Source organism: Solidesulfovibrio sp. DCME (assembly GCF_049995385.1).
Taxonomy (GTDB): domain Bacteria; phylum Desulfobacterota; class Desulfovibrionia; order Desulfovibrionales; family Desulfovibrionaceae; genus Solidesulfovibrio.
This window is the reverse complement of record NZ_CP188261.1, coordinates 2867148-2893644: the sequence shown is the minus strand read 5'-3', so window position 1 is coordinate 2893644 and position 26497 is coordinate 2867148. Positions and strand designations below refer to the sequence as shown.

Genomic DNA, 26497 nt, shown 5'->3' with positions numbered 1-26497 from the left:
CCGCAGGCTTGGCGGCCGGGCTATTTGGCCAACAGCCGCAGGTACAGGTCGCCGCGCATGGGGCCGATGCGCCGGCCCATGCCTTTCAAACGGATGGGCCGGCCCACCACGAAATCCGGCGGCAGGGTCACTTCCACCATGGTCGGCTTGCCGGCCCCCAGGCCGTGGCGGATGCCCACCCGGATGCGCGTGCCGGGAAACAGGCTGGTGGTGGGCAGGTGGACGGTCTGCTCGTCGTCGAGCTGTTTCCTGAAGTAGTCCTTGAGGGAACCCCAAAAACCTTTGGAGATATCGAGGGATACCGCCTTGTCGCCCCAGTGGAACGAAACCTTGCGCGGCCCCTTGGCCGTCACGGGCCCAGGCTTGGCCGCGGCGCCGCGTTTGACCTGCTGGTAGATGTCCTGAAACACCTGCCGGGCAAAGGGGTCCTTGAGCAGGTCTTGCAGCACTTCCTCGCGGCGGAAGTAGAACCCGCCGTCGGCGTTCTGCTTGCTGGCCTGGGTGTAGGCGGCCCGGCCCTGGCGTTGGCGGTGGGCCTCGCCGGCAGTGGGGCCGGCCTTGGGGCCGGCGGTCGGGCCGGGGCCGGGTTTGGGGCCCGAGGCCGCCCCGGCCGACGAGGCCGGCCCCTTGGCCTGCCTGAATTCTGGCTCGGCCTCGCGGTTGGCCAGAAAGTGGCGCAACAGCAGGTAGGCTTCGTTTAAGCGCTGGAACTTGCGCTTGGCGCCGGGATCGTCGGGATGCAGGTCGGGGTGCAGGGAAAAGGCCAGCTTGCGGTAGGCGGATTTGACGGCCTCCAGGTCGGCGGAGGCCGCAACGCCCAAGATGGTGCGCGCCTCGTCAAGGCGCATCGAATCCGCAGGGGCCATGCTTCCCGTCCTCGGCTTGCACCGGCCCGACGTCGGCCAGGGCCTCGGGCACGCCTTCGCCCCTGGCCCGGGCCAGCCCGTGGCGGGCCAGGTATTCCCGCCCCTGCCGGGCGAACTCGGCGTGGGGCACGGCGCGGTTTATGCCCGGGCAGTCCTCGGCCGCCATGGCATGGCTGTCGGCGTCGATGATGTTGCCCCGAAAATACGGCCAGGCCCGGCAGACATCCGGCCGGCCGGGATGCACGCCGCAACCGTCGCTGTAAAAGACGCAGGAGCCGTCCGCGCCGGCGATGAGGCGGTACTTGCCCGAAACGAAACGGGCGTAACGGGACAGCATGACCGCCGGCTCCAGATGGAGATGGTCGGCCAGGCGGATGATGTCCCGCTCGGCCATGACGATGCCGCCCTCGCCGTGACAGCAGTGGCCGCAGCGGCGGCAGGTGAAGGCCTCAAGGTACGCCATCGCTTTCCCTTACCCCCAAAGGCGTCGGTGTTCAACCATGATGCAGCGATCTTCCACCACACTGATGCCGCTTGGCGACAAAAGTTCCCGGGCCTGCGGGCTGACGATGCCTGTTTGCATCCAGAAGCAGGCCGGCCGGAAGGGCAAGTCCAGGACCTCGGCGGCATGGTCCGGGCAATGCTGCGGGGCGCGGAACAGATTGACGATGTCCACGGCCGTGTCGATGTCGGCCAGGGCCTTGCGGGCCGGGATGCCCCAGACCGTGGCCCGGGCCGGATGGACGGGGATGACGGTGAAGCCGGCTTCGATGAGGTACCGGCCGACCATGTCGACCTCGGTGCCGGGCCGGTCCTTGGCCCCGACCAGGGCGATGACCTTGCCCGGGGCGAGCAGTTCCTTAAGCAGTGAATCGGCGTACAGCATGGCCTGCCTTGGGGTGGTTTTCGTTTACGGGAAAAAAGTGTATCCGCTTGGCGGCATCCATGCCCGGAGGTTACGCGCGCATGCCCGATTCCGCCATCGACCGTTTGAGCCCGGCAAAGGCCCGTGCCCTGTGGGAAGAAGAGGACGTCTTTTCCCTGGGCGCAAAGGCCCACGCCGCCCGCCTGGCCCGGCATCCCGAACCGGTCGTCACCTACATCGTCGACCGTAACATCAATTATACCAACATCTGCGCCTGTGGTTGCCGGTTCTGCGCCTTTTTCCGGCCGCCCGGACACCCGCAGGGCTACGTGCTCTCCCGGGAGCAGCTCGCGGCCAAGGTGGCCGAGACGGTCAGCCTCGGCGGCTGGCAGATCCTGCTCCAGGGCGGCATGCACCCCGAGCTGCGGCTGTCGTTTTACACGGACATGCTGGCTTTTCTGCGCGACCGGTTTCCGGAAGTGGCCGTGCACGGCTTCTCGCCGCCGGAAATCGTCTTTCTGGCCGAAATGGAAGGCCTGTCCATAGCCGAGGTCCTCACCGAACTCAAGGCCGCCGGCCTGGCCTCGCTGCCGGGCGGCGGGGCCGAGATCCTCGCCGACACCATCCGCGGCGCGGTCTCGCCCAACAAATGCCCGGCCGACGCCTGGATCGGGGTCATGGAAACGGCCCATGCCGTGGGCCTTCGCTCCACGGCCACCATGGTCATCGGCCTTGGCGAGACCATCGAAGAGCGCCTGGAGCACCTCACGCGCCTGCGCGACCTCCAGGACAAAACCGGCGGCTTCACGGCCTTCATTCCCTGGACCTTCCAGCCCGGCAACACGGCCCTGTCCGTGCCCGAGACCTCGTCCTGGGAGTACCTGCGCTGGCTGGCCCTGTGCCGGCTGTTTCTGGACAACATCCCCAACATCCAGGCGTCCTGGGTGACCCAGGGGCCGCGCGTCGGCCAGCTGGCCCTTTTTTACGGCGCCAACGACCTGGGTTCGACCATGATCGAGGAAAACGTGGTGGCCGCGGCCGGCGTCCATTTCCGCATGGAGGAGGACGAGCTGCGCCGCCTGGCCGTGGGCGCGGGGTTTACGCCGGTGCGGCGCAACATGGATTATTCGCGCCGGGACGGCTAGGCCCGTCCGCCGTGTCGCGCAGTCTGGGGACGGGCCGTGGGGGCCGGCTTGCCGCCGTCGCAGGGCGACCGGGACGAGGCGCGCCAGTTCAGGCCGGCTTGGACCGGCCGGGCCGGGAGGTCAGGGCCACGCCGCACAGGGCCATGAGCCCGCCCGCCCACTGGGCCGTGGTCAGCGCCTCGTCCAGCATGACCCCGGCCAGCAGGCAGGCGAAGACGGGGATGAGGTTGATAAATGCCGCCGCCTTGGCCGCCGGGGCGCGGCTGACGCCGTAGTTGTAGAGGCCGTAGGCCACGAAGGTGACACCGAACCCCAGAAAGGCCACGGCCAGGGTCGGGCCGGGGGCCAGGGCCTCGGGCAGGGGGGCGAAAAAAAGGACGGGCGCGAAAAAGACCGTGCCGGTGAAACTCTGGACCGCCGTCAGATAGAGCGGATGATGCCGGGCGGCCAGGCGCTTGGCCGTGACGATGTAGCCCACCGCGCAGCACATGGCCACAAATTCCAGGAAATTGCCGAGTACCGGCCGGGGGGCCGCGTCCGAGGCCTGGCCCGAGGCGCTCATGACCACCACCCCGGCCACGGCCAGGGTCAGCCCGGCCACGGAGGCGGCCTCCAGTTTTTCCTTGAGGAAAAAGGCCGCCGCCACGGCCGTGAGCAGCGGCAGCAGGGCCGTGACCATGGCCGCCTGGGAGGCCTGGGTGAAGGTCAGGGCATTGGCCTCGAAGACGAAATAGAGGCACGGCTCGCAAAAGGCCATGAACAGCAGCCCGACCCAGTCGCCCTTGGCCGCCCGGAAGCCGCCCAGGCGCGGCCACAGCACGGCGAAGACCAGCGAGGCCAGGGCCATGCGGCAAAAGACCACCACAAGCGGCGAAAAGCCCCGCATGGCGATCTTCATGGCGATAAAGGAACCGCCCCACAAAAGCGTGGCCACGGTCAGGGCGAAAAAGGCCGGCCAGGCCAGGCGCGTATTCGGCATAGGCTTTGTCCAACCGGCATAGATTCGGGAAAACGGTGCTCGACGGCCCGATGGCGCGTCCACCGTACCCATAACCCGGAGGATGGCTATACCGTGTTGCCTCCGGAATGCAACCCAAGGGGAGTGAGGATGTTTGAAGCGCTGGAACGCCTGCCCATCGAGGAAATGCGCGACCGCCAGGAAAAGTGCCGGCAGGCGCTCACGGCCGCCGCGCCAAAGGCCGGCGGCCTGCTCGTCTTTTCGCGCCTGGCCATCTATTACCTGACCGGCTCCTGGGCCAACGGCGTGCTGTGGCTGCCCCTTGACGGCGAGGCCGTGCTGTGCTGCCGCAAGGGCCGCAAGCGGGCCGAACTGGAATCGCCGCTGACGCACATCGTTTCCTTCCGCTCCTTCGGCGACCTGGCCGGGCTGTGCGAGCAGGCCGGCAGCCCCCTGGCCCCGGTGTGCGCCGCCGAGCAGTCCGGGCTGCCCTGGAACCTGGCCGAACTGCTGGCCGCGCGCCTGCCCGGCATCGCCTTCGTTGCCGGCGATGCCGCCCTGGCCGTGGCCCAGGCGCAAAAATCCGAATGGGAACTGACGAAGATCCGGCTGTGCGGGGCGCGCCACGCCAAGGGGCTCATGGAGCTTCTGCCGGCGGCCATCGCGCCGGGCATGAGCGAACGCGAGATCGCCCGCAAGTGCTGGGACGCCTTTTTCGACCTCGGCCACCAGGGCATGCTGCGCATGTCCGGCGGCGACGAGATCTTTCTCGGGCATATCGCCGCCGGCGATTCCGGCAACTACCCGAGCGTGTTCAACGGCCCGGTGGGGCTTCGGGGCGAGCACCCGGCCGTCCCCTTTTCCGGCTACGCCGGCACGGTCTGGAAAAAGGGCGGTGTACTGACCATCGACAACGGCTTTTCCCTGGAAGGCTACGCCACGGACAAGACGCAGGTCTATTTCGCCGGCAAGGCCTCCGAAATCCCCGAGGCGGTCAAACGCGGCCACGACCTGTGCGTGCGCGTGCAGCAAGCCCTGGCCGAGCGGTTGCGCCCCGGGGCGATCCCGAGCGACCTCTACGCCCTGGCCCTGTCCATGGCCGAGGCCGATGGATTGACCGAAGGCTTCATGGGCCTGGGCGAGAACAAGGTCCGGTTCCTGGGCCACGGCATCGGGCTGACCATCGACGGCTGGCCCGTTTTGGCCAAGGGCTTCGACGCACCGCTTGAAACCGGCATGACGCTGGCCCTGGAACCCAAGTACGGCATCCCCGGCGTGGGCATGGTCGGCGTGGAAAACACCTTCGAGGTGACCAAAGCCGGCGGCAAATGCCTGACCGGGGATACCTACGACATCATTTGCGTCGACTAGCCGGCGCTTCGCCGGTCAGATCTTTTGCTCCACGGCGGCAAAGCAGGGGATGCACAGGGTCCGGCCGGCGAACCGCCGGCTGCGCGATTCCATGACGGCCTCGCCGCAGGATTGGCAGGCCAGGCTCGACAGGATGGCCGCCCGGCGCGGGGCCGGGGCCGTGGGTTCGCCGCGGCTGAAAAGCGCCTCGGGGTCGCACGTAAGGAGGCGCTTGGCGCAACGGGCCGCCAATTCCGGCAGTCCGGCCTTGGCCGCGGCATCGTCCGGCGCGGCATTGGCCCGCTCCCGGGCGGCGGCGAACTCGGGGTCGACAAAGGCGTGCAGGTCCGGCCGGGCGAGCAGGCGCACGGCCGCGCCGTCGCGGCGGCGGTAGAAGGTGAAGGCGGCCTTGCCCCAGTCGCGGTGGACCAGGTTGCCCTTGCCGTACGTGCAGCCCATGAGCGCCTGGATGGCGTCCACGGCGCACATGTCGGTTTCCACCACGGCCACCACGTCCTCGTCGCGGTCGTGGCCGCACACGGCCAGCCCGATGCGGGCGGCCTGGATGCCGATGGCTAGCCCCGGGCACATGTGGCCGTGAAAATCCACGGCCCGCTGGGTCAGGGCGGTGACGTCGTCGATTCCCATACCGTCTCCTTTCATTGTCCCTTTGCGGCGGGCCTGTGGGGCACGAAGCCCGGCACGGCGCCAAGCGGCCCGAAATCCGCCGCCATCTGCCCATACACCGGCCGCCCCACCAGGAAGGCATAGACCGCGTCGGCCTTCCCGGCCGGGTCGATGTCGGCGAAGGCCTCGGGGTAGAGGACCTTGCCGGCGGCGTAGGCGTCCACCACGATGGTGTCCAGGTTGGTGAGGTAATTGGTGAAGGGGTAGAGCAGGTAGACCCGGCCCTCCCGCATGGCCCGCAGCGCGCCGACGAATTCCGGTTGCCGGGAACACTCGTCGGCAACGAGGGAAAGCCCGGCCGCGTCAATAAAAAGGATGTCGGGATCAAAAGCCAGGAGTTTCTCCCGGTCGATGAAGGCATGGCCGTCGTCCGTGACCCGGCTGGCCAGGTTGTCGGCGCCGAGCCAGTCCAGGGGGGCGTAGGGATGATCGGTGCTGGTCAGGCCGTGGGCGCCGCGAAGCCCGGTGCCGCCGACATAGACCGTGGGCCGGCGATAACCGGGCGCCGCCGCCGCCCTGGCCGCCCGGGCACGCACGTCGGCCTCGGCCGCGGCCAGGAAATCGGCCACGGCCCGCGCCCGTTCCTCGCATTGCAGGATCACGCCGGCCAGTTTCAAGGAATCGAAGACTTTTGGGTCGTAGCGGGCAAAGGCGCCGTAGCTGAGGGCCACCACCGGGATGCCGAGCTTGCCCTGCATGGCCTGGGCCACCGCCCCGTCCATGGCCGATGTGAAGATGACCTGGGGGGTCACCGCCAACACGGCTTCGAGGTCGGGTTCCTGGTTGATGCTCTTGGGGCCGCCGGGGCCGATCACGGGCAGGGCGAGCAGCTCCGGGTGGGCCAGGCGGTAGGGCCGGCCGGTTTTCTGGGCGATCTCGAAGCGTTCGATGCCGACCACCTTGTCCGTGGCCCCGAGGTAGGCAATCAGGCGCAGGCAGCCCGGACCCAGGCAGACGATGCGCGAAACGGTTGCCGGCACGGTCACGGACCGGCCGGCGGCATCGGTCACGGTCCGGCTGGCCGCCGCGGCCGGGCCGGACGGCAACAGCAGCATGAGGAGCAGGGCGGCCAGGGACCAGGGATGTCGACGCGGCATCGAGGTTTCCTCCGGATGATCGCCTCGCCCGGCGATCGATCACAAGCGACGGGGTTCGACTCATTGTTCTTGAAGTTCGGATGCGCGGCTTTCGAGAAGGCGGCCCGAGGCGGCCTCGGCCACCTTGAGCGGCGTGGCCACGGGATGGCCGCCGAGTTCGCCCAGGGCCACCTCCACGCCGTACACTTCGCGCACCATGTCCGGGGTCAGCCCCGCGCGGTCCACCCGGGCCGCGATGGCGCCGCCGAAAAGCAGGGCGAAGTCGTCGGCGAAGCGCATGGCCTGGGACAGGTCGTGGAGCACCACGGCGGCGGCGAGCCCGCGCCCGGCCACGGCGTCGCGGACGATGGCAAAGGCCTCCAGAGTGTTTCTGAGGTCCAGGCTGGCGGTGGGTTCGTCGAGGAGCAGGGCCCGGGGGTCCTGGGCCAGGGCCCGGGCGAGGGCCGCCTTTTGCGCCTCGCCGCCGGAGAGCGCGTCCAGGCGGCGAAAGGCCAGATCGGCAAGCCCCAGCGAGGCCAGGACATCCTCCACCCGGGCCAGGTCGCGCCGGCTGGGGGTCAGGCCCATGTGGGGCCGGCGGCCGAGCAGCACGGACTCGAAGACCGTCAGCTTCTCGCGCGGCCTGGTCTGGGGCACGTAGGCCACGGCCCTGGCCGCCTCGCGCCGGGGCAGGCGGGAGAGCTCGCGGCCCCCCAGGCGCACCGTTCCCCCCGTCGGCCGGGCAAGCCCGCCCAAACAGCGCAGCAAGGTCGTCTTGCCCGCGCCGTTGACGCCGAGGATGGCCGTGACGCGGCCCGGCGTCAGGGCCAGGTTCACCCGGCGCAGCACCGGCCGGCCATTGTAGGCGAACTCGAGATCCGTTGCGGCCAGGCTCATAAGCGTCCTTTGCGAAGCAGCAGGAACAGGAACAGTGGCGCACCCAGAAACGAGGTCAGCACGCCGACCGGCAAGGCGCCGGTCCCGGCCAGGAGCCGGCCGGCCGTGTCCGAGGCCAACAGCAGCAGGGCGCCCCACAGCCCGGCGTGCACGGCTAGGGGGCCGTGGTCGGCGCCGGTGGTGCGCCGGGCGATGTGGGGCGCGAGAAGCCCCAGAAAGGCGATGACCCCGCACACGGCCACGACCACGCCCGTGGTCAGGGCGGCCAGGCCCATGCCCCAAAGCCGCAGCCGGTTCGTGGCCACGCCTACGCTTGCCGCCACGTCGTCGCCGGCGAGCAGGGCGTTGAGGTCCTGGCGGGCCAGCAGGCAGAACCCGGCCGTCACGGCCGCCGCCCCGGCCATGGCCGCGATTTGCGGCCAGCCGGCCCGGGACACGTCGCCGAAGGTCCAGAACACGATGGCCGCCAGTTGCAGCTCGTCGGCGAAGAACTGGATCAGGATGGTGCCGGCCGTAAACAGCGAGGACAACGCCACGCCGCACAGGATCACGGCTTGCGGTTCCAGACGGCGCAGGATCGCCAGGGCGGACACGGCCGCCGTGGTGGCCGCCGCCCCGGCGAAGGCGCACAGCGAGACGGCGAACAACCCGGTCACCCGGGCCGTCTCCCCGGCCGTGGCGAAGACGGCGTTGCCCGAGAAACCGCCACCACCGAGGAACATGATGCCGCAGGCGGCGCCGAAGGCCGCGCCATGGCTGACGCCCAGGGTGAAGGGCGAGGCCAGGGGGTTGGCCAGCAGGCTTTGCGTGAGCACGCCCGAGACGGCCAGGCCGAAACCGCCGCAGATGGCGGCCAGGATGCGCGGCAGCCGGATGGTGCGCACGACCACGGCGCCGGCGCCGTGGTCCTGGCCGAGCAGGGCTCCCACCACCTTGGCCGGGTGCAGGTCGTAGCTGCCGGCGGCCAGGGCGTAGAGGGAAAGCGCGGCCAGGATGGCCCCCAAGGTCACGGCGCGAAGGGTCTGGGCGCGCTGCCGGGCAAGGTGGTTTTCGACGAGGTTCGGGGAGGCCGGAGGGCTCAACGACATGGTTGACGGTATTACGAAATCGTCATTGATACAATCGCAGGCTGAAATTTTTTTATTTCATCATGCATCAGTCGGAAATAAATGGAACGGTTCGCCGCCAGGCCCGATTACGGCAACGGCCCCAGGGCGGCCCGCACCGGCGCGGCTTCGGCCTCGGGCACGTGGGGCGGCGGGCAGGCCAGCAGGTAGCGGCCCGGGGCGATGTCGGCCAGAAACAGGCCTTCGAGGATGCGGATATCCGCGCCGAGCAGGATATGATGGACGGGGAAGGCCGGGTCGGCCAGGGGTTCGATGCTCAGCGCGTCGATGCCGACCAGGGCCAGTCCCCGCCGGACGCAGGCCCGGGCCAGGGCCGGCGTGGCGGCGGCGAAGGTTTCGGGAAAGGCCGGGCCGCAAAAGAGGCGTTCGCTGGAATTGACCGTGCGCAACAGCACCGCCTCGCCCGGGCCGGCCTCGCAGCCGTCCAGCACCTCCGGCCCGAGCTGCCGGGCCTGGCCGCCGTCGACCACCACGGCCGGCAGGAAGAAGGCGGCCACGGGATAGTCGCCGGCCCGCTTGCCGCCGGGCAGGAAATGGGCCGGGAAGTCGATGTGCGTGCCGGCATGGGCCGAAAGGCTCCAGCTGGCGGCCTCGCAACCGTCGGCGTCGTGGGCCAGGAAGAGCTGCCGGGCGAAGGGCGGGTCGCCGGGAATGGGCGGCAACGCGGCGCAAAGCGGCAGCGACACGTCGCGCCAGCCTGCCCGCCGCGCCGCCGGGGAGGGGAGCGGCATCAGCCTTCCATCGCGAACTTGATCAGGGACAGGAAGGCGCCCTGCGGGTCGCCGATGACGCAAAAGCGCCCCACGCCCGGGATGTCCGTGGGTTCCTTGTAGACCTTGCCGCCCAGTTCCACGGCCTTTTGGGCCGCGGCGTCCACGTCGGCCACGGAGACGTAGCTGCCCCAGATCGGCGGCATGGTCCCGGCTTCCGGGGGCATGGCCATGATGCCGCCGACGGGCGCGTCACCGACCTTGGCCAGGGTGTAGGTCATGCCCATTTCGGGCATGGGCTTGTCCTCGAGGTTCCAGCCCAGCAGGGCGGCGTAGAAAGCCTTGGCGCCCTCCACGTCCGTGGTCATGAGCTCGTTCCAGCTGAAAAAACCGTTCTTGCAGCAGGGTTCGTCCATGGCGTGCTCCTTGTCGGTGCGTCTTTGTTCCCGGGCGGCCGGGAGGATACGTTCACCGGATACGGGCAATGGACGGGAAAGGCAACGGCGCCCGGTGAAAACCGGCAATAGATGGCGCTCCGGCCTGGCCGGCGCCCGGGGCCGCGCCGGACCAGCGGGGCGGACGATCCCATCCCGCCCGCAATAAAAAAGGACACTTGGGAGAGCGGCCATGCGGTGGGCCGGCGCGTCCGCCAGCCGACAAACGCGCCCGCGCCAGCAGGACCGTCTCTTGCCGCCCAGAGCCGGGCCGGCCAAAAAAAAGCCCCCGCGCGGGGCGGGGGCTTGGGGCGGCGGAATCGATGCGGGCGTTACTTCTGGGCGACGTGGCAGCCGTTGTTGGAGCAGGGGGCCACGGAAAGGGGCTTCTGGCCCTTTTCCTTGCGGACGGCGTTGGTCTTCATGTGGCAGCCCAGGCAGCTGTTCTCGGCGTTCTTGTCATGGAAGGCGCGGAAATAGGAGGTGGCTTCCTGGCGCTCTTTGAGGTTGTCGTGGCAGCCTTCGGCGGCGCAACCCTCGATCTTGCCCTTGCCGTCCCACATGTGGTGGCAGGTGACGCAGGCGACGTTGGCATGCTGTCCGTGGGAGAAGGAGACCGGCGCGAAGCTGGTCTTGAGCACCCCGGACGGACGCTTGAAGGTGAGTGTCAGGGGGTAGCACAGCTCGGATTTGGCTTCGACGATCGCGCTGTACTTGCCATCGGCCAGGGCGGCCGTGGCCACGGCCAGGGTGAACACCGAAAGGACCAACATGGAAAGCATGACCTTGGAACGCATCCAACTCCCTCCTTAAAGCTCCAATAACGATAAATGGACCTTGCCGCTGTGAATACACGGGCGGCAGCCACAGGCTAAGCCCCGCCGCCTCAATTCAAGGTAAAAGCGTAAAATTTCACAAGTCGGAAGTCAACAGATTTTGGCAAAAAAAGGTGATTGCGACCTTCCCGGCCGCAAGCCCCCAGGCCAGGCAGGGCGCGGCTCGCCGGCCATCCGGCGCATTATTCCTCGCAGCTTTCACATTCGAGCTTTTCGCTGGCTTCCAGGGCGTCCATGAGTTCGAGGCTCAAGCGGATGAAGTCCGAGGCCGTCAGGATGCCCACGAGCTTGCCGCCCTCGACCACGGGCAGGCAGCCGTACTTCTGGGTCAGCAGCACCTCGGCCGCCTGGCGCAGGGGCAGGCCCGGCGTGCCCATGGCCACGTCGGTGCGCATGACCTCGCCGATGGGGATGCCGGAATAGATTTCCTCCTGGGTGGCCTGGTCGATTTCGGCCAGCCGGGACACGGACGCGGCCAGCAGGTCGCGGTGGGTCAGCAGGCCGACGAAGGCGCCGGCGGCGTCGATGATGGGCAGATGGCGGATGCGCCCCCGCTCCATGGCCCGCTGGGCTTCGAGCAGGCTGTCGGTGTCGCGCAGGGCGATGAGGTCTTCGGTCATGAGGTCGCGGGTGGTCAGCATGGATGCCTCCTTATTCGCCGGAAATGGCATTGCCCGGCAGGCCTGTCAAGGCGTGGCGGTTGACTTGGGGCGAGGATTTTGTTTTCAAAAAAGGTGCCTGCGCCTGGGCGGCAAGCCTTGGCCAGCGGTACGGGCGGGGGCGTGGATGAACGGACCGGGGCCGAAAATCGACTTGAAGCGCAGTCGCGAACGCATGGTCCGGGAACAGATCGAGTCCCGGGGCGTGGCCGATCCCGATGTGCTGCGGGCCATGCGCCGGGTGCCCAGGCATCTGTTCGTGGAAGAGGCCCTCGTGCCCCAGGCCTACGAGGACCACCCGGTGCCCATCGGCCATGGCCAGACCATTTCCCAGCCCTATGTCGTGGCCTGGATGACCGAGCTGTTGGAGGTCGCCCCGGGCATGCGCGTGCTGGAGATCGGCACAGGCTCGGGCTACCAGGCGGCCATCCTGGCCGAACTGGGGGCCTGGGTCTTCACCGTGGAGCGCATGCGGCCGCTTTTCGAGGCGGCCCGGGAGCGGCTTGGGGCCATGGGCTACCGCAAGGTGCGCTTCAAGCTCGACGACGGGACGCTGGGCTGGCCCGAGGAGGCCCCCTTCGAGCGCATGGTGGTCACGGCCGGCGGGCCGCGCATCCCCGAACCGCTGCTCGCCCAACTGGCCGACCCTGGCCGGCTGGTCATCCCGGTGGGGCCTTCCCGGCGCAGCCAGGCCCTGCACGTGGTGCGCAAGGAAAACGGCCGTATTTTGGCGCGCAAGCTCGGCGAGGTCGCCTTCGTCGACCTGGTCGGCGCCCACGGCTGGTAGGGTTGCCCCCGGCCGGCGCCGGCCTTTTGGGACGTGGGGCGGCAACATGGATGCATGGTTGGCAGGCGCGAAAACCCGGCCCGCTTGAAGCGCCTGTGACGGAAGCGGCCAGGAAACGGAGCAGGGCATGGACCAGTGTAGGACATTGCGCCGCGGCTGCCCGGCCCAGGGCGAGGGCGGCAAGGCCGACGAGGCCCGCGACGGCCGCATCGGCGCGACCCTGGAAAGGATCCGCTACAAGCTGTTCGTCATGAGCGGCAAGGGCGGGGTGGGCAAGAGTTCGGTGGCCGTCAACGTGGCCCGGGCCCTGGCCGACGGCGGGGCGCGGGTGGGGCTTTTGGACGTGGACCTGCACGGCCCGAGCGTGGCCCGGATGCTCGGTCTCACGGGCAGCCTGGAAGCCGGCCGCGAGGCGCCGCTGGCGCCCAAGCGGGCCGGCGAGAACCTGCTGGTGGTCTCCATGCAGTCCCTGCTCGAGGACCCGGACCAGGCCGTGCTGTGGCGCGGGCCCATGCGCACCACGGCCATCCGCCAGTTCCTGGCCGACGTGGACTGGGGGGAACTCGACTACCTGGTCATCGATTCGCCGCCGGGCACCGGCGACGAACACCTCACCGTGCTCAAAACCGTGCGCGACGCCCTGTGCCTGCTGGTGACCACGCCCCAGGAAGTCTCCCTGGCCGACGTGCGCAAAACCGTGAATTTTTTGCAATACGCCAACGCCAACATCCTCGGCGTCGTGGAGAACATGAGCGGCCTGGCCTGTCCCTACTGTCACCGGGAAATCGAGCTGTTCAAAAAGGGCGGCGGCGAGGCCCTGGCCACGGCCTACGGCCTGGAATTCCTCGGCGCGGTGCCCCTGGACCCGGCCACGGTGGTGGCCGCGGACCTCGGCAAGCCCGTGGTCTCCCTGGAAGGGAATCCGCCGGCCAAGCAGGCTTTCGTGGCCCTGGCCGCGGCCGTGGCGGCCGCCTGCCAGGCCAGCCTCGAGGCGGCCGCCACCTCCTGCCCGTGACCGCAAGCCGACCGGCGCCGCAAGGGGCCGTGTCCCCCGGCCGGGCGCATTGAGGCTTTACGCCGGCCGGGGATTGCTTTAAGTGCCTGCCAGCAAGCCGTAACCCGAAAGGCCCACAACCATGTTCAATCTCGCCAACAACCTGACCCTGGCCCGCATCGCCGCCGTGCCTTTCCTGGTCGTGCTGCTGTATTTTCCGGGCCGGGGGACCTGCCTTGTCGCGCTGTTGATTTTCGTCGTCGCCTCGGTGACGGACATCGTGGACGGCGCCGTGGCCCGGCGGCTCAACCTCGTCACCTCCCTGGGCAAGTTCCTCGACCCGTTGGCCGACAAGCTGCTGGTCGGCTCGCTTTTGATCATGCTCACCCAGCTCGGCTGGGTCCAGGGTTGGGTCTCGGTGGTCATCATCGGCCGGGAGCTCGCGGTGACGGGCCTGCGGGCCGTGGCCGCGGACAACGGCGTGGTCATTAGCGCCGACCGCTACGGCAAGCTCAAGACCATCCTCCAGATGGTGGCCCTGTGCCCGCTGGTCCTGCACTATCCCTGGTTCGGCCTCGACCCGGCCCCCCTGGGCCAGGTCCTTTTGTACGTCGCCGTGGTTTTGACCCTTGTATCCGGCGGCAATTACTTTTATGTGTTCGGGAAAAATATGATGCGGTCCACGGCCACCTCCGGCGGGGGTGCCGGCCGGGCCGCCAAACCGCACGACAAGGCGCCATGAAAGCCAAGAATACCTCCAAGCTGGCCAGACGCCGGGTCCGCGCCGTGCGTCCGGGGCTGGGCCGGGCCAGCCGGCCGACCCCGCGCCACGACGATAACCTGTCCGCCCGGATCGAAAACTGCCTGCACACCATCCTCGAACTCGAGCCGGACCTGGAGCGCCTCCAGTTCGGCCATTACCTGCTGCGCGATTTCAACATCCTCAAGATGTTTTTGTCCCACGTCGAGGACATCGACGTGAAGGAACAGGACGTGGCCCGCATCGAGGCGGCCACGGAGAACTTCCTGAAGGAACTCAAGGAACCCCTGGCCCAGCAAGACTATAAACGCTCGAAAAAGTACGTCGTGCAATGACATGATCTGGCGACGGTTTCTCCTGACGGGACTGATCTTCTTCAACATCTTCCTGCTCTATAATCTCATATGGAGCGATAACGGCATTTTTGCCTATCTGGAACTCAAATCCCGTCACGAACAGCTCAAGCAGCGCCTGGCCACCGTCGATGATCATACCCTGGATCTCAGCCAGGAGATCCGCTGGCTCAAGACCGACCGCGCCTTCACCGAAAAAATGGCCCGTTCCCAGATGAACTATCTCAAGGAAAACGAAATTCTCTACCAGTTTCCCAAGGACGCCGCCGCGTCCCGGACGCCGGAAGGAGACAGGGCCGATGGTCAGTAAGATCGAGCTCTACCGCGAAGTCCTGGAGATCGAGCCCAATTCCAAGGTGTTTTTCCCCCTGGCCCGGCTGCTCGCCGCTTCCGGGCAGGACGACGAGGCGGCCAAGGTGCTCGCCCGGGGCATCGCCTTTCACCCCGATCACCTGGAAGCCAAGTTCCTGCTCATCGAACTGCTCACCCGCCAGGGGCGCGGCAGCGAGGCCGACGCGGTTTTTGCCGACGTGGGCGGGCTGTTGTCCCGCTACCCCTCGGTCTGGCTCCTGTGGTCGCGCACGGCCGCGGCCCGCTCCAAGGACCCTTCCCTGGCCATGCTGTTTCTGGCCAACTATTTCCAGAACGAATCCCTGACCTGGTCCGAGGTCATGGAACGGGGCCTGCGCAGCCTGCGCCAGGCCGAGGCCGCCCCGGACCGGGAGGCCGGCGCCCCGCCCCAGGCACCCGTCGCGGCGGCGGCCGACGTTTGGGCCGCCCCTGCAACCGCCGCCCCTGCAACCGCCGCCCCGGTTGCGCCGACTGCCCCGACGGCGCCCCGGGACGAGGCCGGGGGAGGGGAGTCCCTGACCCTGCGCGGCGCCCGGGAAGTGCGCGAACTGGCCGCCGACCTGCTCGAGGCCCCCAAGGAAGCCCCGGAAGCCAAGGCCAAGGGCCGGGCCGGCAAGGGCCGCGAAGCCGTGGTGCGCACCAAGACCATGGCCGCGCTGTTGGCCGACCAGGGCGATACGGCCGGTGCCCGGGCCATTTATGAGGAATTGCTGGCCGAGTTGCCCGCCGGTGCCCAGCGGCGGGAAATCGAGGCCCTGGCCGCCGCCCTGGAGGCCGCAAAGCCCGCCGGGCCGCCGGCCGCCTCGGGCGCTGACGCCCCCGCGGCCGCCCCTGCCGCCGAACCCGCCCGCAAACCGGGCGGGCCGGCCAAGCTCGTCAGCCTGCTCGAAGCCCTGGCCGAGCGCCTCGACGCCCGGGCCGGCGGCTGAACCACGTCATCCCGCCGCGAAAGCGACGCCACAATCCGCAACTTCGTGAGGAAACGGCCTTGAAACGAACTGTGAGCGCGGCCCTGGCGGCCCTCTGTTGCCTTGTTTTTCTGACCGGCTGCGGCACGATGAAAACCTCTTGGCGCGACACGAAAAAGCTCTATCGCTCCTACATCAACACCGACCCCACCATCGACTTCAGCGACGAGGGCATAAGCGACAAGGGCCTGCAACGCCTGGCCGCCCTGTTCATGCCCGCCGACGAACGCCTCATGGGCATGCTGCGCACCCTGGGCGCCCAGGACACGCCGCCGGATGGCGAGTGGACCCAGCAGATTTTGAGCAAGTACGACTGGCTGTCCTCGGTTGCCGTCATCGACACCTCCGGCACGGTGCTGTCCCAGGTGCCTTCCGTGACCATGCGGCCCCTGGATTACACCGGCCTGCTCGAATACGCCGACCGCTATCCCACCCGCAAAATGGGGGCGCAAGTCAAGACCGACGAGTTCGGCACGGTGGTCATGGTCGGCGCGCCGTATTTCAAGAACAACGAATACGCCGGCCTGGTCGTGGCCAGCTTCGACCCGCGCAACCTCATGAAGTTTTCCCCCGACCCCGGCGCCTTGGTGGTGGTCTCCACCCAGGGCCTGGTCTGGGCCGGCGACGGCGGCCAGGGCGAGGCCCTGGCCGGGCTCAAATGGGACGACATCCTCAAGGGCGCGGTGCAGGGCGAGCTGACCGCGGCCGGCGGCCAGTACGCCTGGCAGGCCCGCTACCTGGGCCAGATGGAGATGGTCTACCTGACCGACGTGCGCGAGGCCAAGGCCCGCAAGCCCGAACCGCCCAAGGCCGCCCCGGCGCCGGCACCGGCCGAGGCCGCGCCCGCGGCTCGGGCGCCCGGCGACGTCCCGGCCGAGCCCACGGGTGTGCCCATGACGCCGCCGTCGTGAACCTTTCCGCGTAAGCTGGCCAAGCCGGCGGCCCGGGCCGCCGGCTTTTTTTATCCGCAACCCCTGGAAAATCTTGTGGGAAAGGGGCCAGCATTGTAGAAGGAATGGCAGCCGCCTGGGACATGGCGGGGCGTACGCCGCGCGTGGGCCGCCTCGAACATCGGCGGCGGGAGGAACCAGCTATGCCGCAAGTCACCGTGACCGAACATCTGCTCCTGCACCAGAAGGAATCCCCCATGGCCTCGGGCCGGTTCACCCGGCTTTTAAACGAATTGATCCTGGCGGCCAAGATCATCTCCCGCGAGGTCCGCAAGGCCGGCCTCGTGGACGTGCTCGGCTTCACCGGCGAGATCAACGTCCAGGGCGAGCAGGTCCAAAAGCTCGACGAATACGCCAACAAGGTGCTCATCCACCGCATGGAGCGCTCGGGCGTGCTGTGCGCCATCGCCTCCGAGGAAAACGCCGACCTGGTCCGCATCCCGGACCAGTTCCCCAAGGGTGACTACTTCCTCATTTTCGACCCCCTGGACGGCTCCTCCAACATCGACGCCAACGTCAACGTGGGCACCATCTTCTCCATCTACCGCATCAAGCCAGGCGGCAGCGCCGACAACCTCTGCGACCTGCTCCAGCGCGGCTCCGAACAGGTGGCGGCCGGCTACTTCCTCTACGGCACCTCCACCATGATGGTCTACACCACGGGCAAGGGCGTCCACGGCTTCACCCTGGACCCGAGCGTGGGCGAATTCCTGCTGTCCCACCCCAACATCCGCATTCCCGAAACCGGCAAGGTCTATTCCGTCAACGAGGCCTACTGGGACTTCTGGGACGAGCCGACCAAGGAGATCGTCAAGTACTTCAAGGGCTCGGACAACCTGCGCGGGGCGCCCTACGGCGGGCGCTACATCGGCTCCCTGGTGGCCGACTTCCACCGCAACCTGCTCTACGGCGGCATCTTCCTCTATCCGGCCGACCACCGCGACCCCAAAAAGCCCAAGGGCAAGCTGCGCCTTCTGTGCGAGGCCTCGCCCCTGTCCTTCGTGTGCGAGCAGGCCGGCGGCGCCGGCAGCGACGGCGTGCGGCCCATCCTGTCCATCGAACCCGAGGAGCTGCACCAGCGGGTGCCGCTTTTTATCGGCAGCAAAAACGACGTGGCCAAGGTGGAGGAGATCTACGCCCGGGCCGGCAAGGCCTAAGCGCTTCCATGCTTTGCCTCGGCATCGAGACTTCCTGCGACGAGACGGCCGTGGCCCTGTGTCGCGACGGCCGTCCCGTCCTGGAAAAACTCGCCTCCCAGATCGACGTCCACGCCCTTTTCGGCGGCGTGGTGCCGGAGTTGGCCTCGCGGGAGCACCTGCGCCGCATGGGGCCGCTTCTGCGCGCGCTTTTCGCCGCATCCGGCCTGACGCTTGCCGACGTGGACGTCATTGCCGTGGCCCGGGGGCCGGGGCTTCTGGGCAGCCTGCTCATCGGCCTGGCCGCGGCCAAGGGCCTGGCCCTGGCCGCCGGCAAACCGCTCGTCGGCGTGGACCATCTCCACGCCCACCTGCTGGCCGCCACCCTCGGCCGCGACGACGTGGCCTATCCGGCCCTGGGGCTCCTCGTTTCCGGCGGCCACACCCAGCTGACCCTCCTGCGTTCGCCGCTGTCGCTGACGACCCTCGGCCGCACCCTGGACGACGCCGCCGGCGAGGCCTTCGACAAGGCGGCCAAGTCCCTCAACCTGCCCTATCCGGGCGGGGCCTACCTCGACGTGCTGGGCCAGGGCCTCGAGGCCGACCGGGACCTTTTCCCCCGGCCCTACCTGGACAACCAGAACCTCGATTTCAGCTTCAGCGGCCTCAAGACCGCCGTGGCCACCTACGTGGCCGCCCATCCCGAACTGCGCCTGTCCGTCATGCCCGCTGTAACCGGCCCCATCGAGGCGGCGAGGTGGCCCATGGAACTGCGCCGGGTCTGCGCCGCCGTCAATTTCGCCATCGCCGACACCCTGCGCGTGAAAATCGAACGGGCCCTGGCCGGACCGGCCTCGGGCGCGGCCTCGCTCCTGGCCGCCGGCGGGGTGGCGGCCAATAGCCGCATCCGTGACATGTTGGCAACCGTTGCCGCCCGCCACGGCCTGCCGCTTTACCTGCCGCCGCCGGCGCTTTGCGCCGACAACGCCACCATGATCGCCGCCGCCGGCTGCCGGCTGGCCGCGGCCGGGCTTGTCCACGACCTGGACCTGGACGCCGTGCCCCGGGGGCGCAAGGTGCCCTGGGACTACCGGCCCGGCCCGCCGGTTGACAGCCGGCCGTTCGAGCAATAGGTTTGCACGGTTGCGGACTGCTTGACCCTTTGGCGTCCGCGTACCGAATCCAACTCCAAGACAGCGAAAACCCGGCCGCCCTGGCGGCCGGCCATCACACAAAAGGAGCATGCCCATGGCCATTCAACTCAGCGATGCGAATTTCGAGGCCGAAGCCCTGCAGTGCGACCTGCCGGTCCTGGTGGACTTCTGGGCTCCCTGGTGCGGGCCGTGCCGGGCCATGGGGCCGGTCATCGACGAACTGGCCAACGAGTACACCGGCCAGGTCAAGGTGGCCAAGATGAACGTCGACGAGAACCCCAGCACCCCGAGCAAGTACGGCATCCGGGCCATCCCGACCCTGATCCTGTTCAAGGGCGGCGAGGTGGTGGAGCAGATCACCGGCGCGGTGTCCAAAAGCAGCATCAAGGAAATGCTTTCCCAAAAGGCTTTGTAATCCATGAAACGCTATGACGCCGTCGTGATCGGGGGCGGCCCGGCGGGGATCACGGCCGCCCTGTACCTGGCCCGGTCCGATGTGTCCGTGGCCATGGTGGAGAAGCTCTCCCCGGGCGGCCAGATGCTCATGACGCATCTGATCGAGAACTACCCGGGGTTCCCGGACGGCATCGAGGGCTGGAAGCTGGCCGACCTCATGGCCGCCCACCTCGGCCATTACGCCGTGGACCGCATCGGCGACGAGGTGCGGGCCATCGAGACCGTGGACGGCTGCCACCGGGTGACCGTGGGCGGCGAAACCATCGAGGCCACGGCCGTGGTGCTGGCCACCGGCGCCCGCTACAAGCGGGTGGGCATCGCGGGCGAGAAGGAGTTCGCCGGCCGCGGCGTGTCCTACTGCGCCCTGTGCGACGGCAACTTCTTCCGGGGCCAGACCGTCGCCGTCATCGGCGGGGGCAATTCGGCCCTGGAGGAGTCGCTCTACCTGTCCCGGCTGGTCAAAAAGCTCTACCTCATCCACCGACGCGACGACTTCCGCGGCCAGAAATGCTACCAGGACCGCTGCTCGGTCAGTCCCGTCATCGAGATCCTGCGCTCCACCATCGTCTGCTCCATCTCCGGGACGGACAGCGTCACCGGCATCGAGGTGCGCGACGTCAAAAGCGGCGATTGCCGCACGATCCCGGTGGACGGCGTCTTCGTCTTCGTCGGCTTCGAGCCGCAAGGGGATTTCTATCCCGAGGGGCTGGCCCGGGACGGGAACGGCTTCATCAGGACGGACGAGGAGATGCGCACGAGCATCGACGGCATTTTCGCCGCCGGCGACATCCGGTCCAAGTCCTGCCGCCAGGTGGCCACGGCCGTCGGCGACGGCGCCAGCGCCGCCCATGCCGCTTACGCCTATATCAGTTCGCGCTTCACGCAAGGTTGACGGCCGGACCCGTCCCTCGCCGTCCGCTGTCGGAGGCGGCCGGACGGGTTCGGTTTTTTCCATTGTGCGCCCTTGACCCATCTGGTAAGAGGACGCCCATCAAAACGCCCGGCCGGTCGCCACCCTGGTGCGACCTGCCCGACGCATCCGCCCGGCCGGAACCGGGCCTTATCCGGGAACACACACCATGAATGCGATGTTGCGCCGTTTTCTGCCCCTGACCTGCCTGCTGCTGTTTCTCGGCGGCTGCGCGGGGCTTATGGATTACTATTTTCTGCCGCCGCCGGAAGACACCGCCCAGGAACTGTACGAGGCCGGCCGCCAGTCCATGTCCGAAAAGGACTACTACGGCGCCATCGGCTACTTCATCAAACTCAAAGACCGCTATCCCTTCAGCCCCTACACGCCCATGGGCACCATCGCCCTGGCCGACGCCTACTTCCTGGTCGAGGATTACGGTCCGGCCGCCGAAACCTACAAGGAATTCGAATCCGTCCATCCGCGTAGCGAAGAGATTCCCTACGTCCTGTACCAGATCGGCGTCTCCAACTTCAAGCGCTCCGAGTCCATCGACATGCCCCAAGGCAACCTCCAGGAGGCCCTCCAGTACTTCTACCTGCTGGAGCAGACCTTCCCGGATACCGAGTACGGCAAGGAGGCCGGCGAATACATTCGCCGCTGTCGCAAGCGCATGGCCGAGCACGAACTGTTCGTGGCCGATTTCTACTGGCGCACCGACCAGTACGGCGCGGCCTGGAAGCGCTACATGTACACGGCCGAGAACTTCAAGGACCTCGAGGAGGTCCTGGACTACGCCAAGCTGCGCGCCGAACTGTCCTACCTCGAATACCAGAAGACCCTGACCGAGGACGAGCGGCGCAAGCTCGAAGGCAGCTGGCGCAACTGGGCCAAACGCTGGCTGTAAGCCTGGCGCGGCGCGGGACGGCTTGCCGTTTCGCGCCGCCGCGCACGTCATGACGTCCACCGACACCCCCGTTGTCCCGCCGTTTTGGCCCGAGGCCATGGAGCGCGGCCGCGTCGCCGACGCGGCCTTCGCCCGGGCCTACGCCCGCGTCCCGGATCGCCACCGCGCCCTGATCAAGACCGGCATCGCCGCCGTCTACGCCGCCTGCGGCGGGCCCATGCCCGCCCGGCGCCGCCACGACGAAGACCTCGGCCACGACCTGCGGCTGGTGCGCGAGGATACGCCCCTTGATTTCGCCGTCATTGTCTGCGGCCCGCGGTTCGCTTCGCCGGCCCGGCTGGCTGCCGCCGTGCTCCCGGCCCTGTGCGCCAGGGTAGGGGAAGTGGCTGCCGTGCGCCTCGGCGCGGCCTGGCCCGAGGCACTGCTCGTCACCCTGGAGCTGTGCGGCGTGGAGACGGCCTGCCGCCTGGGCCGGCGCGGCCTGGCCGGCCTGTGGGCGGACCTGGCCGCCCGGGGCCACGGCGCGGCCGTCCTGCTGGACGGGGCCGACGGCCCCGGGCGCGAACCCGCCGGCAACGTGCGTTTTTTTTCCGCCAAGACCGCCGGCCGGGCCCTTGTCTGCGACGGCCCCGAGGCCGCCTGGGACCGCGAGGCCCTGGCCTTGGCCCAGCCGGACCTGACCTTTGACGCGGCCGATTCGCTGCCCGGCGGCCCGGACCGCCTGGATAAGGCGGCTTTTTCCGGGTATGACGCCGTCTACGCCGCCGACGGCCGCCGGGATGCGGCCCGGGCCACGGCCGGCCTGGTCCTTGGCCCCGGCCGGGAAAGCTGCTGGCTGTGGCCCGAGCTGTGGCCCGAGGCCTTTCGCCGCCTTCGCCTCACCGCCTCGGTCGTCGACGGCAGCGCATGATCCGGCCGGCCTCGCCGCCGCCCCAACGCACCAGCCGCACGGAGCGTGTATGAGCGCCAAGAAGGGAACCGGGAAATCCAGGCTCGAAAGCCTGCGCAACATCGGCATCATCGCCCATATCGACGCCGGCAAGACGACCTTGACCGAGCGCATCCTCTATTACACCGGCCGCATCCACCGCATGGGCGAGGTCCACGACGGCACCGCCACCATGGATTTCCTGCCCGAGGAACAGGAGCGGGGCATCACCATCACCTCGGCCTGCACCACCTGTGCCTGGAAAAACCATTCCATCAACATCATCGACACCCCGGGCCACGTCGATTTCACCATTGAGGTCGAACGGTCGCTGCGGGTCCTGGACGGGGCGGTGGGGGTTTTTTGCGCCGTGGCCGGGGTGGAGCCCCAGTCCGAGACGGTCTGGCGCCAGTCCGTGGCCTATGGCGTGCCCAAGCTGGCCTGCGTCAACAAGCTCGACCGCCTGGGCGCCGATTTCGAGGCCACCCTGGCCGCCATGCGCGACAAGCTGCGGGCCAACCCCGTGGCCGTGACCATCCCCGTGGGCCAGGGCGCCGAGTTGGCCGGGCTTATCGACCTCCTCGCCATGGAACGCCTGGATTTCGACCAGTCGAGCCAAGGCGAGGCCGTTTCCCGCCGGGCGCTTAATGCCGACGAGGCCGCCTATGCCGCGCCCTGGCGCGAAACGCTGGTGGAGGCGGCCTGCGAATACGACGAAGGCCTCATGGAGGCCTATCTGTCCGGGGAGGCCATCGACCCGGCCGCCCTGGTGGCCGGGCTTCGGGCCGCAACGCTTGCCCACGGCGCGGTGCCGGTCTATGCCGCCTCGGCGCTCAAAAACATCGGCGTCCAGCCCCTGCTCGACGGTGTGCTGGCCTTTCTGCCGAGCCCCCTGGACCGGGGAGCGGTCGTCGGCCACGACCCCAGGACCAAGGATGAGAAGCGTTTCGATCCCGACCCCGCCGCGCCCCTTGCCGCCCTGGCCTTCAAGGTCAGCATGGAAACCGGGCGCAAGCAGGTCTTCGTGCGCGTCTATTCCGGCCGCCTGGAAGCCGGCAAGGACGTCTACAACGCCACCCGCGACGCCGTGGAAAAGCCGTCCCGGCTTTTCAAGCTCCACGCCGGCCACCGCGAAAAGGCCGAGGTCGCCGGCCCTGGCGAGATCGTGGCCGTCTCCGGCCTGCGCTTGGCCGCCACGGGCGACAGCCTGTGCGAGAAGGCCGACCCCATCGTGCTCGAGGCCATCGCCGCCTACAAGCCGGTCATCAGCCTGGCCCTCGAGCCCCGAAACGCCGAGGAATCGGACAAATTGAAGGATGTCCTGGACAAGCTCCTCCAGGAGGACCCGACCCTGACCCTGGTCCACGACACCGACACCGACCAGATGATCCTTTCGGGCATGGGCGAGCTGCACCTCGACGTGGTCCTGGAGCGGGTCAAGCGCGAATACGGCGTGGCCCCGCGCGCCGGCAAGCCGCAGGTGGTCTACCAGGAGACGGTCACGGCCGAGGGGGCCGGGGAGGGCGAGTTCGACCGGGAACTGGGCGAACGCTTCCACCACGGCAAGGTGACCCTGGCCGTGTCGCCGCTGCCCCGCGAGGCCGGCCGGGACATCGCCTTTGCCGTGGATACGGCCCTTTTTCCCCGGGCCTGGATCGAGGCCGTGGCCGAGGGCCTGGAGGACGGCCTGCAATCCGGGCCGCTCAAAGGCTATCCGGTCCAGGACGTGCGCGTGCGGGTGACCGGCATTTTTCCGGTCGAGGGGCGCACCACGCCGGTTGGCTGCCGCATGGCCGCCTCGCAGGCCCTCAAGGCCGGCCTGGCCGCGGCCAGGCCGGCCCTGCTCGAACCGATCATGGAACTCGAGATCGGCGTGCCCGATGCCTTTGTCGGCGACGTGGCCGGCCTGCTCGGGGCCAAGGGCGCCAAGATCGAGAACATGTTCGACCGGGGCGGCCACAAGATGGTCACGGCGCTGGCGCCCCTGCGCCAAATGTTCGGCTTTTCCACGGACCTGCGCTCGGCCACCCAGGGCCGGGCCGGGCTGACCATGCGTTTTTCCAAATTCGACCTGCTCCAGTAGCCGCCAAAACGATTCCCATGGCCACCCGCACCCTGGTTTCACCGGATATTTCCAAGCGTTTCGACGTGTTGCGCACGCTACTCGTCGTTTTCGTCGTGGGCGTGCATGCCGAAAAGGGCATCCAGGCCTATTACACCGAGATCCCCGACGCCCTGCGGGCCTTTCTCGTCGTCGTGCCCCACAACATCTTCCGGCTGTGCGTGCCGGTTTTTTTCAGCATCTCGGGCTACCTCTTCTATCTCACCTACAAGCCCACGGCGGCGGCCTACGGAAAGATGGTGCTCAAAAAAACCCGCACCATCCTGTTTCCCTACCTGCTGTTTAACGCCATCACCATCGCGCTCATCCTCATCTTCAACAAGGCCCCCTACATGGGCGACATCCACGGCCTGCGCCAGGATGGCATCCTCAAGTTCCTGCTTGGCGTCTACCGCTTTCCGGCCGTCTATCCGCTGTGGTTTTTGCGCGATCTCTACGTCTACTTCCTGCTGGCTCCGGTCTTCTACGTCGTTTCCGTGGAGATTCCCCGGCTGGGCTTGCTGGCCTGCTGGGCGGTCTGGATGTTCGTGCCCCAGACGGGCCTGGCCGTGGAACTCAGCGGCATCTTCTTTTTCTATGCCGGCTGCCTGTTCGCCAGGACCGGCGCCGACCTGGACGGGCTGCGGCGGTTCACCATCCCCGGCATCGCCCTGGGCCTCGTTGCCCTGGGCGCCGTCAGCTACGTGGAATACTTCCAGGGCTTTCCGTCCTACTACCACCTGTTCTACCGCCACGACATGATTTTCGGCACCCTGGCCCTGTGGCTGCTCACCGGCTATCCCTGGCTTGGCCGGTCGCGCTTCCTGCTGTCCCTGTCCGGCACCTCCTTTTTCGTGTATCTGACCCATGAACCGGTGCTGTCGTACCTCATTTACGCTACGCGCTACGTGTTTCATCCCACGTCCGGGACGTGGGTGGGGGTCGGCTACATGGCGCTGCTGACGGCTCTGACCTTCGCCTTGTGTACGCTGCTGGCCAGGCTGCTGGTGCGCTTTGCCCCGGCCGTCTACGCCGTGGCCACGGGTTCGAGGCAACGATGAGCCTGCGTGTCATTGCCGGCCGTTTCGGCGGCCGCCGCCTGAAGGTCATGGAGGCCGCCGGCCTGCGCCCGGCCACGGGCCGGGTCCGGGAAGCCCTTTTCTCCATGCTCGAGGCCAGGGGCGCCCTGTTTCCCGGGGCCAAGGTGCTGGACCTTTTCGCCGGCGCCGGCAGCGTCGGCATCGAGGCCGTCTCCCGGGGCGCCGGGGAATGCCTGTTCGTGGAAAAAAATCCGGCCGTGGCCAGGCTGCTGCGCGAAAACCTGCGTTCGCTTAAGCTTTCGCCGGCCGAGGCCACGGTCGTCGAGGCCGATGTGGCCCGGGCCTTGCCGCGCCTGGCCGGCCGGGCCTTCGATCTGATCGCCGTGGACCCGCCCTACGGCCAGGGGCTTTTCCCGCCCGCCCTGGCCGCCATCGCCGCCCATGGCCTGCTTTCGCCGGACGGGGTCGTCGTGGCCGAGATCGAGGCCGAGGCCGCCTTCGATCCCAAGGACGCGCCGTCTTGCCTTTCCGTCGTCACCGACCGCGCCTACGGGCAAACGAGGATCATCTTATGGACGCCATGCGAAACTGCGTCGCCGTCTACCCCGGAACCTTCGACCCCCTGACCAACGGCCACGTTTCCCTGGTCAAACGCGCGGTCAAGATCTTCGGCTCGGTCATCGTGGCCGTGGCCGGCGACTCCCACAAGACCCCGCTTTTTTCCCTGGACGAACGGGTGGCCATCGCCGAGGCCGTGTTTGCCCATGACGAAAGCGTCATGGTCGAGGGCTTTCGCGGCCTGCTGGTCAACTACGTCAACAGCCGCCGGGCCAATGTCATCCTGCGCGGCATGCGGGCCGTGTCCGACTTCGAGTTCGAGTTCCAGATGGCGCTGATGAACCGCAAGCTCGACCGCGGCATCGAAACCGTCTTCATCATGACCGACTACAAATGGCTCTACATCAGTTCCACCATCGTCAAGGAAGTGGCCAAACACGGCGGCGACATCCGCGGCATGGTCCCGGAACTGGTGCGGGAGCGGGTGCTGGGCAAATACGGCCTGAAAAACGGCGCGGACGGGATAGGTTGAGC

31 protein-coding genes are annotated in these 26497 nt (G+C 68.2%); 19 read left to right on the top strand and 12 right to left on the bottom strand.

Annotated elements, in window-relative coordinates:
• Positions 1-20: 20 nt before the first annotated feature.
• From ACP59X_RS12710 to ACP59X_RS12700, 3 genes are read right to left on the bottom strand one after another with little or no spacing between them, the layout of a single operon-like run.
• Positions 21-866 (bottom strand): J domain-containing protein, encoded by an 846-nt coding sequence (locus tag ACP59X_RS12710; protein ID WP_428558823.1) that lies wholly within the window; start codon positions 864-866, stop codon positions 21-23.
• On the bottom strand, positions 838-1329 hold the full coding sequence (locus tag ACP59X_RS12705; protein ID WP_428558821.1) for a YkgJ family cysteine cluster protein: 492 nt from the start codon (positions 1327-1329) through the stop codon (positions 838-840). The genes ACP59X_RS12710 and ACP59X_RS12705 overlap by 29 nt, the downstream gene beginning before the upstream one ends.
• A 9-nt stretch (positions 1330-1338) precedes the next feature.
• Entirely contained in the window at positions 1339-1752 is a 414-nt protein-coding gene (locus ACP59X_RS12700) for a CoA-binding protein (protein ID WP_428558819.1), read from the bottom strand.
• Positions 1753-1832: 80 nt separating this feature from the next.
• Here ACP59X_RS12700 and mqnC point away from each other — a divergent pair, with 80 nt between their 5' ends.
• Complete coding sequence (mqnC, locus tag ACP59X_RS12695; protein ID WP_428558817.1) at positions 1833-2876, top strand: cyclic dehypoxanthinyl futalosine synthase; 1044 nt, start codon at positions 1833-1835, stop codon at positions 2874-2876.
• A gap of 88 nt (positions 2877-2964) precedes the next feature.
• Here the strand turns inward: mqnC and ACP59X_RS12690 are convergent, their stop codons facing one another.
• Positions 2965-3855, bottom strand: coding sequence for a DMT family transporter (locus ACP59X_RS12690; protein ID WP_428558815.1), 891 nt, complete (start codon positions 3853-3855; stop codon positions 2965-2967).
• Between the two features lie 129 nt (positions 3856-3984).
• Here ACP59X_RS12690 and ACP59X_RS12685 point away from each other — a divergent pair, with 129 nt between their 5' ends.
• Complete coding sequence (locus ACP59X_RS12685; protein ID WP_428558812.1) at positions 3985-5205, top strand: M24 family metallopeptidase; 1221 nt, start codon at positions 3985-3987, stop codon at positions 5203-5205.
• Between the two features lie 15 nt (positions 5206-5220).
• Here ACP59X_RS12685 and ACP59X_RS12680 read toward each other — a convergent pair whose 3' ends face one another.
• The 8 genes from ACP59X_RS12680 to ACP59X_RS12645 form a co-directional block, all read right to left on the bottom strand.
• The gene (locus ACP59X_RS12680; RefSeq protein WP_428558809.1) at positions 5221-5832 is read right to left on the bottom strand and encodes an FmdE family protein; all 612 of its coding nucleotides are present in this window, start codon (positions 5830-5832) and stop codon (positions 5221-5223) included.
• Positions 5833-5843: 11 nt separating this feature from the next.
• Positions 5844-6968 carry an ABC transporter substrate-binding protein gene (locus tag ACP59X_RS12675; RefSeq protein ID WP_428558806.1) on the bottom strand — a complete coding sequence of 375 codons (1125 nt, stop codon included), beginning with the start codon at positions 6966-6968 and terminating at the stop codon, positions 5844-5846.
• 60 nt (positions 6969-7028) lie between these two features.
• The gene (locus ACP59X_RS12670) at positions 7029-7844 is read right to left on the bottom strand and encodes an ABC transporter ATP-binding protein (RefSeq protein WP_428558804.1); all 816 of its coding nucleotides are present in this window, start codon (positions 7842-7844) and stop codon (positions 7029-7031) included.
• Positions 7841-8932, bottom strand: coding sequence for a FecCD family ABC transporter permease (locus ACP59X_RS12665; RefSeq protein ID WP_428558802.1), 1092 nt, complete (start codon positions 8930-8932; stop codon positions 7841-7843). The genes ACP59X_RS12670 and ACP59X_RS12665 overlap by 4 nt, the downstream gene beginning before the upstream one ends.
• A gap of 107 nt (positions 8933-9039) precedes the next feature.
• The gene (locus ACP59X_RS12660; RefSeq protein WP_428558800.1) at positions 9040-9702 is read right to left on the bottom strand and encodes a cyclase family protein; all 663 of its coding nucleotides are present in this window, start codon (positions 9700-9702) and stop codon (positions 9040-9042) included.
• A complete protein-coding gene (locus ACP59X_RS12655) occupies positions 9702-10097 on the bottom strand; it encodes a VOC family protein (RefSeq protein ID WP_428558798.1) in 396 nt (131 codons plus the stop codon). Before ACP59X_RS12655 ends, ACP59X_RS12660 begins: the two co-directional genes overlap by 1 nt.
• 350 nt (positions 10098-10447) lie before the next feature.
• On the bottom strand, positions 10448-10912 hold the full coding sequence (locus tag ACP59X_RS12650; protein WP_428558796.1) for a cytochrome c3 family protein: 465 nt from the start codon (positions 10910-10912) through the stop codon (positions 10448-10450).
• A gap of 221 nt (positions 10913-11133) precedes the next feature.
• Positions 11134-11592 (bottom strand): CBS domain-containing protein, encoded by a 459-nt coding sequence (locus tag ACP59X_RS12645; RefSeq protein WP_428558793.1) that lies wholly within the window; start codon positions 11590-11592, stop codon positions 11134-11136.
• 145 nt (positions 11593-11737) lie between these two features.
• On the opposite strand from ACP59X_RS12645, the gene ACP59X_RS12640 reads away from it, so the two are divergent.
• The 17 genes from ACP59X_RS12640 to coaD all read left to right on the top strand — a co-directional run bounded on the left by ACP59X_RS12640 (position 11738) and on the right by coaD (position 26495).
• On the top strand, positions 11738-12397 hold the full coding sequence (locus tag ACP59X_RS12640) for a protein-L-isoaspartate(D-aspartate) O-methyltransferase (RefSeq protein ID WP_428558791.1): 660 nt from the start codon (positions 11738-11740) through the stop codon (positions 12395-12397).
• 127 nt (positions 12398-12524) lie between these two features.
• A complete protein-coding gene (locus tag ACP59X_RS12635; protein WP_428558789.1) occupies positions 12525-13412 on the top strand; it encodes a P-loop NTPase in 888 nt (295 codons plus the stop codon).
• A 121-nt stretch (positions 13413-13533) separates the two neighbouring features.
• Positions 13534-14133, top strand: coding sequence for a CDP-diacylglycerol--glycerol-3-phosphate 3-phosphatidyltransferase (gene pgsA, locus ACP59X_RS12630; protein ID WP_428558787.1), 600 nt, complete (start codon positions 13534-13536; stop codon positions 14131-14133).
• Positions 14130-14486, top strand: a complete 357-nt coding sequence (locus ACP59X_RS12625) for a hypothetical protein (protein ID WP_428558785.1) — start codon at positions 14130-14132, stop codon at positions 14484-14486. The genes pgsA and ACP59X_RS12625 overlap by 4 nt, the downstream gene beginning before the upstream one ends.
• Before the next feature lies 1 nt (position 14487).
• On the top strand, positions 14488-14814 hold the full coding sequence (locus tag ACP59X_RS12620) for an FtsB family cell division protein (protein ID WP_428558783.1): 327 nt from the start codon (positions 14488-14490) through the stop codon (positions 14812-14814).
• Positions 14804-15784 (top strand): tetratricopeptide repeat protein, encoded by a 981-nt coding sequence (locus ACP59X_RS12615; RefSeq protein WP_428558781.1) that lies wholly within the window; start codon positions 14804-14806, stop codon positions 15782-15784. The genes ACP59X_RS12620 and ACP59X_RS12615 overlap by 11 nt, the downstream gene beginning before the upstream one ends.
• 59 nt (positions 15785-15843) lie before the next feature.
• Complete coding sequence (locus ACP59X_RS12610; protein ID WP_428558779.1) at positions 15844-16734, top strand: hypothetical protein; 891 nt, start codon at positions 15844-15846, stop codon at positions 16732-16734.
• Between the two features lie 182 nt (positions 16735-16916).
• Positions 16917-17930, top strand: coding sequence for a class 1 fructose-bisphosphatase (gene fbp, locus ACP59X_RS12605; protein WP_428558777.1), 1014 nt, complete (start codon positions 16917-16919; stop codon positions 17928-17930).
• Between the two features lie 8 nt (positions 17931-17938).
• Positions 17939-19042 carry a tRNA (adenosine(37)-N6)-threonylcarbamoyltransferase complex transferase subunit TsaD gene (gene tsaD, locus ACP59X_RS12600; protein WP_428558775.1) on the top strand — a complete coding sequence of 368 codons (1104 nt, stop codon included), beginning with the start codon at positions 17939-17941 and terminating at the stop codon, positions 19040-19042.
• A 115-nt stretch (positions 19043-19157) separates the two neighbouring features.
• On the top strand, positions 19158-19478 hold the full coding sequence (gene trxA / locus ACP59X_RS12595) for a thioredoxin (protein ID WP_006918681.1): 321 nt from the start codon (positions 19158-19160) through the stop codon (positions 19476-19478).
• 3 nt (positions 19479-19481) lie between these two features.
• A complete protein-coding gene (trxB, locus tag ACP59X_RS12590; RefSeq protein ID WP_428558773.1) occupies positions 19482-20411 on the top strand; it encodes a thioredoxin-disulfide reductase in 930 nt (309 codons plus the stop codon).
• A 187-nt stretch (positions 20412-20598) separates the two neighbouring features.
• A complete protein-coding gene (locus ACP59X_RS12585; RefSeq protein WP_428558770.1) occupies positions 20599-21336 on the top strand; it encodes an outer membrane protein assembly factor BamD in 738 nt (245 codons plus the stop codon).
• 49 nt (positions 21337-21385) lie between these two features.
• A complete protein-coding gene (locus ACP59X_RS12580; protein ID WP_428558768.1) occupies positions 21386-22246 on the top strand; it encodes a hypothetical protein in 861 nt (286 codons plus the stop codon).
• Between the two features lie 49 nt (positions 22247-22295).
• Positions 22296-24347 (top strand): elongation factor G, encoded by a 2052-nt coding sequence (gene fusA / locus ACP59X_RS12575; RefSeq protein ID WP_428558766.1) that lies wholly within the window; start codon positions 22296-22298, stop codon positions 24345-24347.
• A gap of 17 nt (positions 24348-24364) precedes the next feature.
• A complete protein-coding gene (locus ACP59X_RS12570) occupies positions 24365-25426 on the top strand; it encodes an acyltransferase family protein (protein WP_428558764.1) in 1062 nt (353 codons plus the stop codon).
• Complete coding sequence (gene rsmD / locus ACP59X_RS12565) at positions 25423-26031, top strand: 16S rRNA (guanine(966)-N(2))-methyltransferase RsmD (protein ID WP_428558762.1); 609 nt, start codon at positions 25423-25425, stop codon at positions 26029-26031. Before ACP59X_RS12570 ends, rsmD begins: the two co-directional genes overlap by 4 nt.
• On the top strand, positions 25977-26495 hold the full coding sequence (gene coaD / locus ACP59X_RS12560) for a pantetheine-phosphate adenylyltransferase (protein WP_428558760.1): 519 nt from the start codon (positions 25977-25979) through the stop codon (positions 26493-26495). Before rsmD ends, coaD begins: the two co-directional genes overlap by 55 nt.
• Positions 26496-26497: the final 2 nt, after the last annotated feature.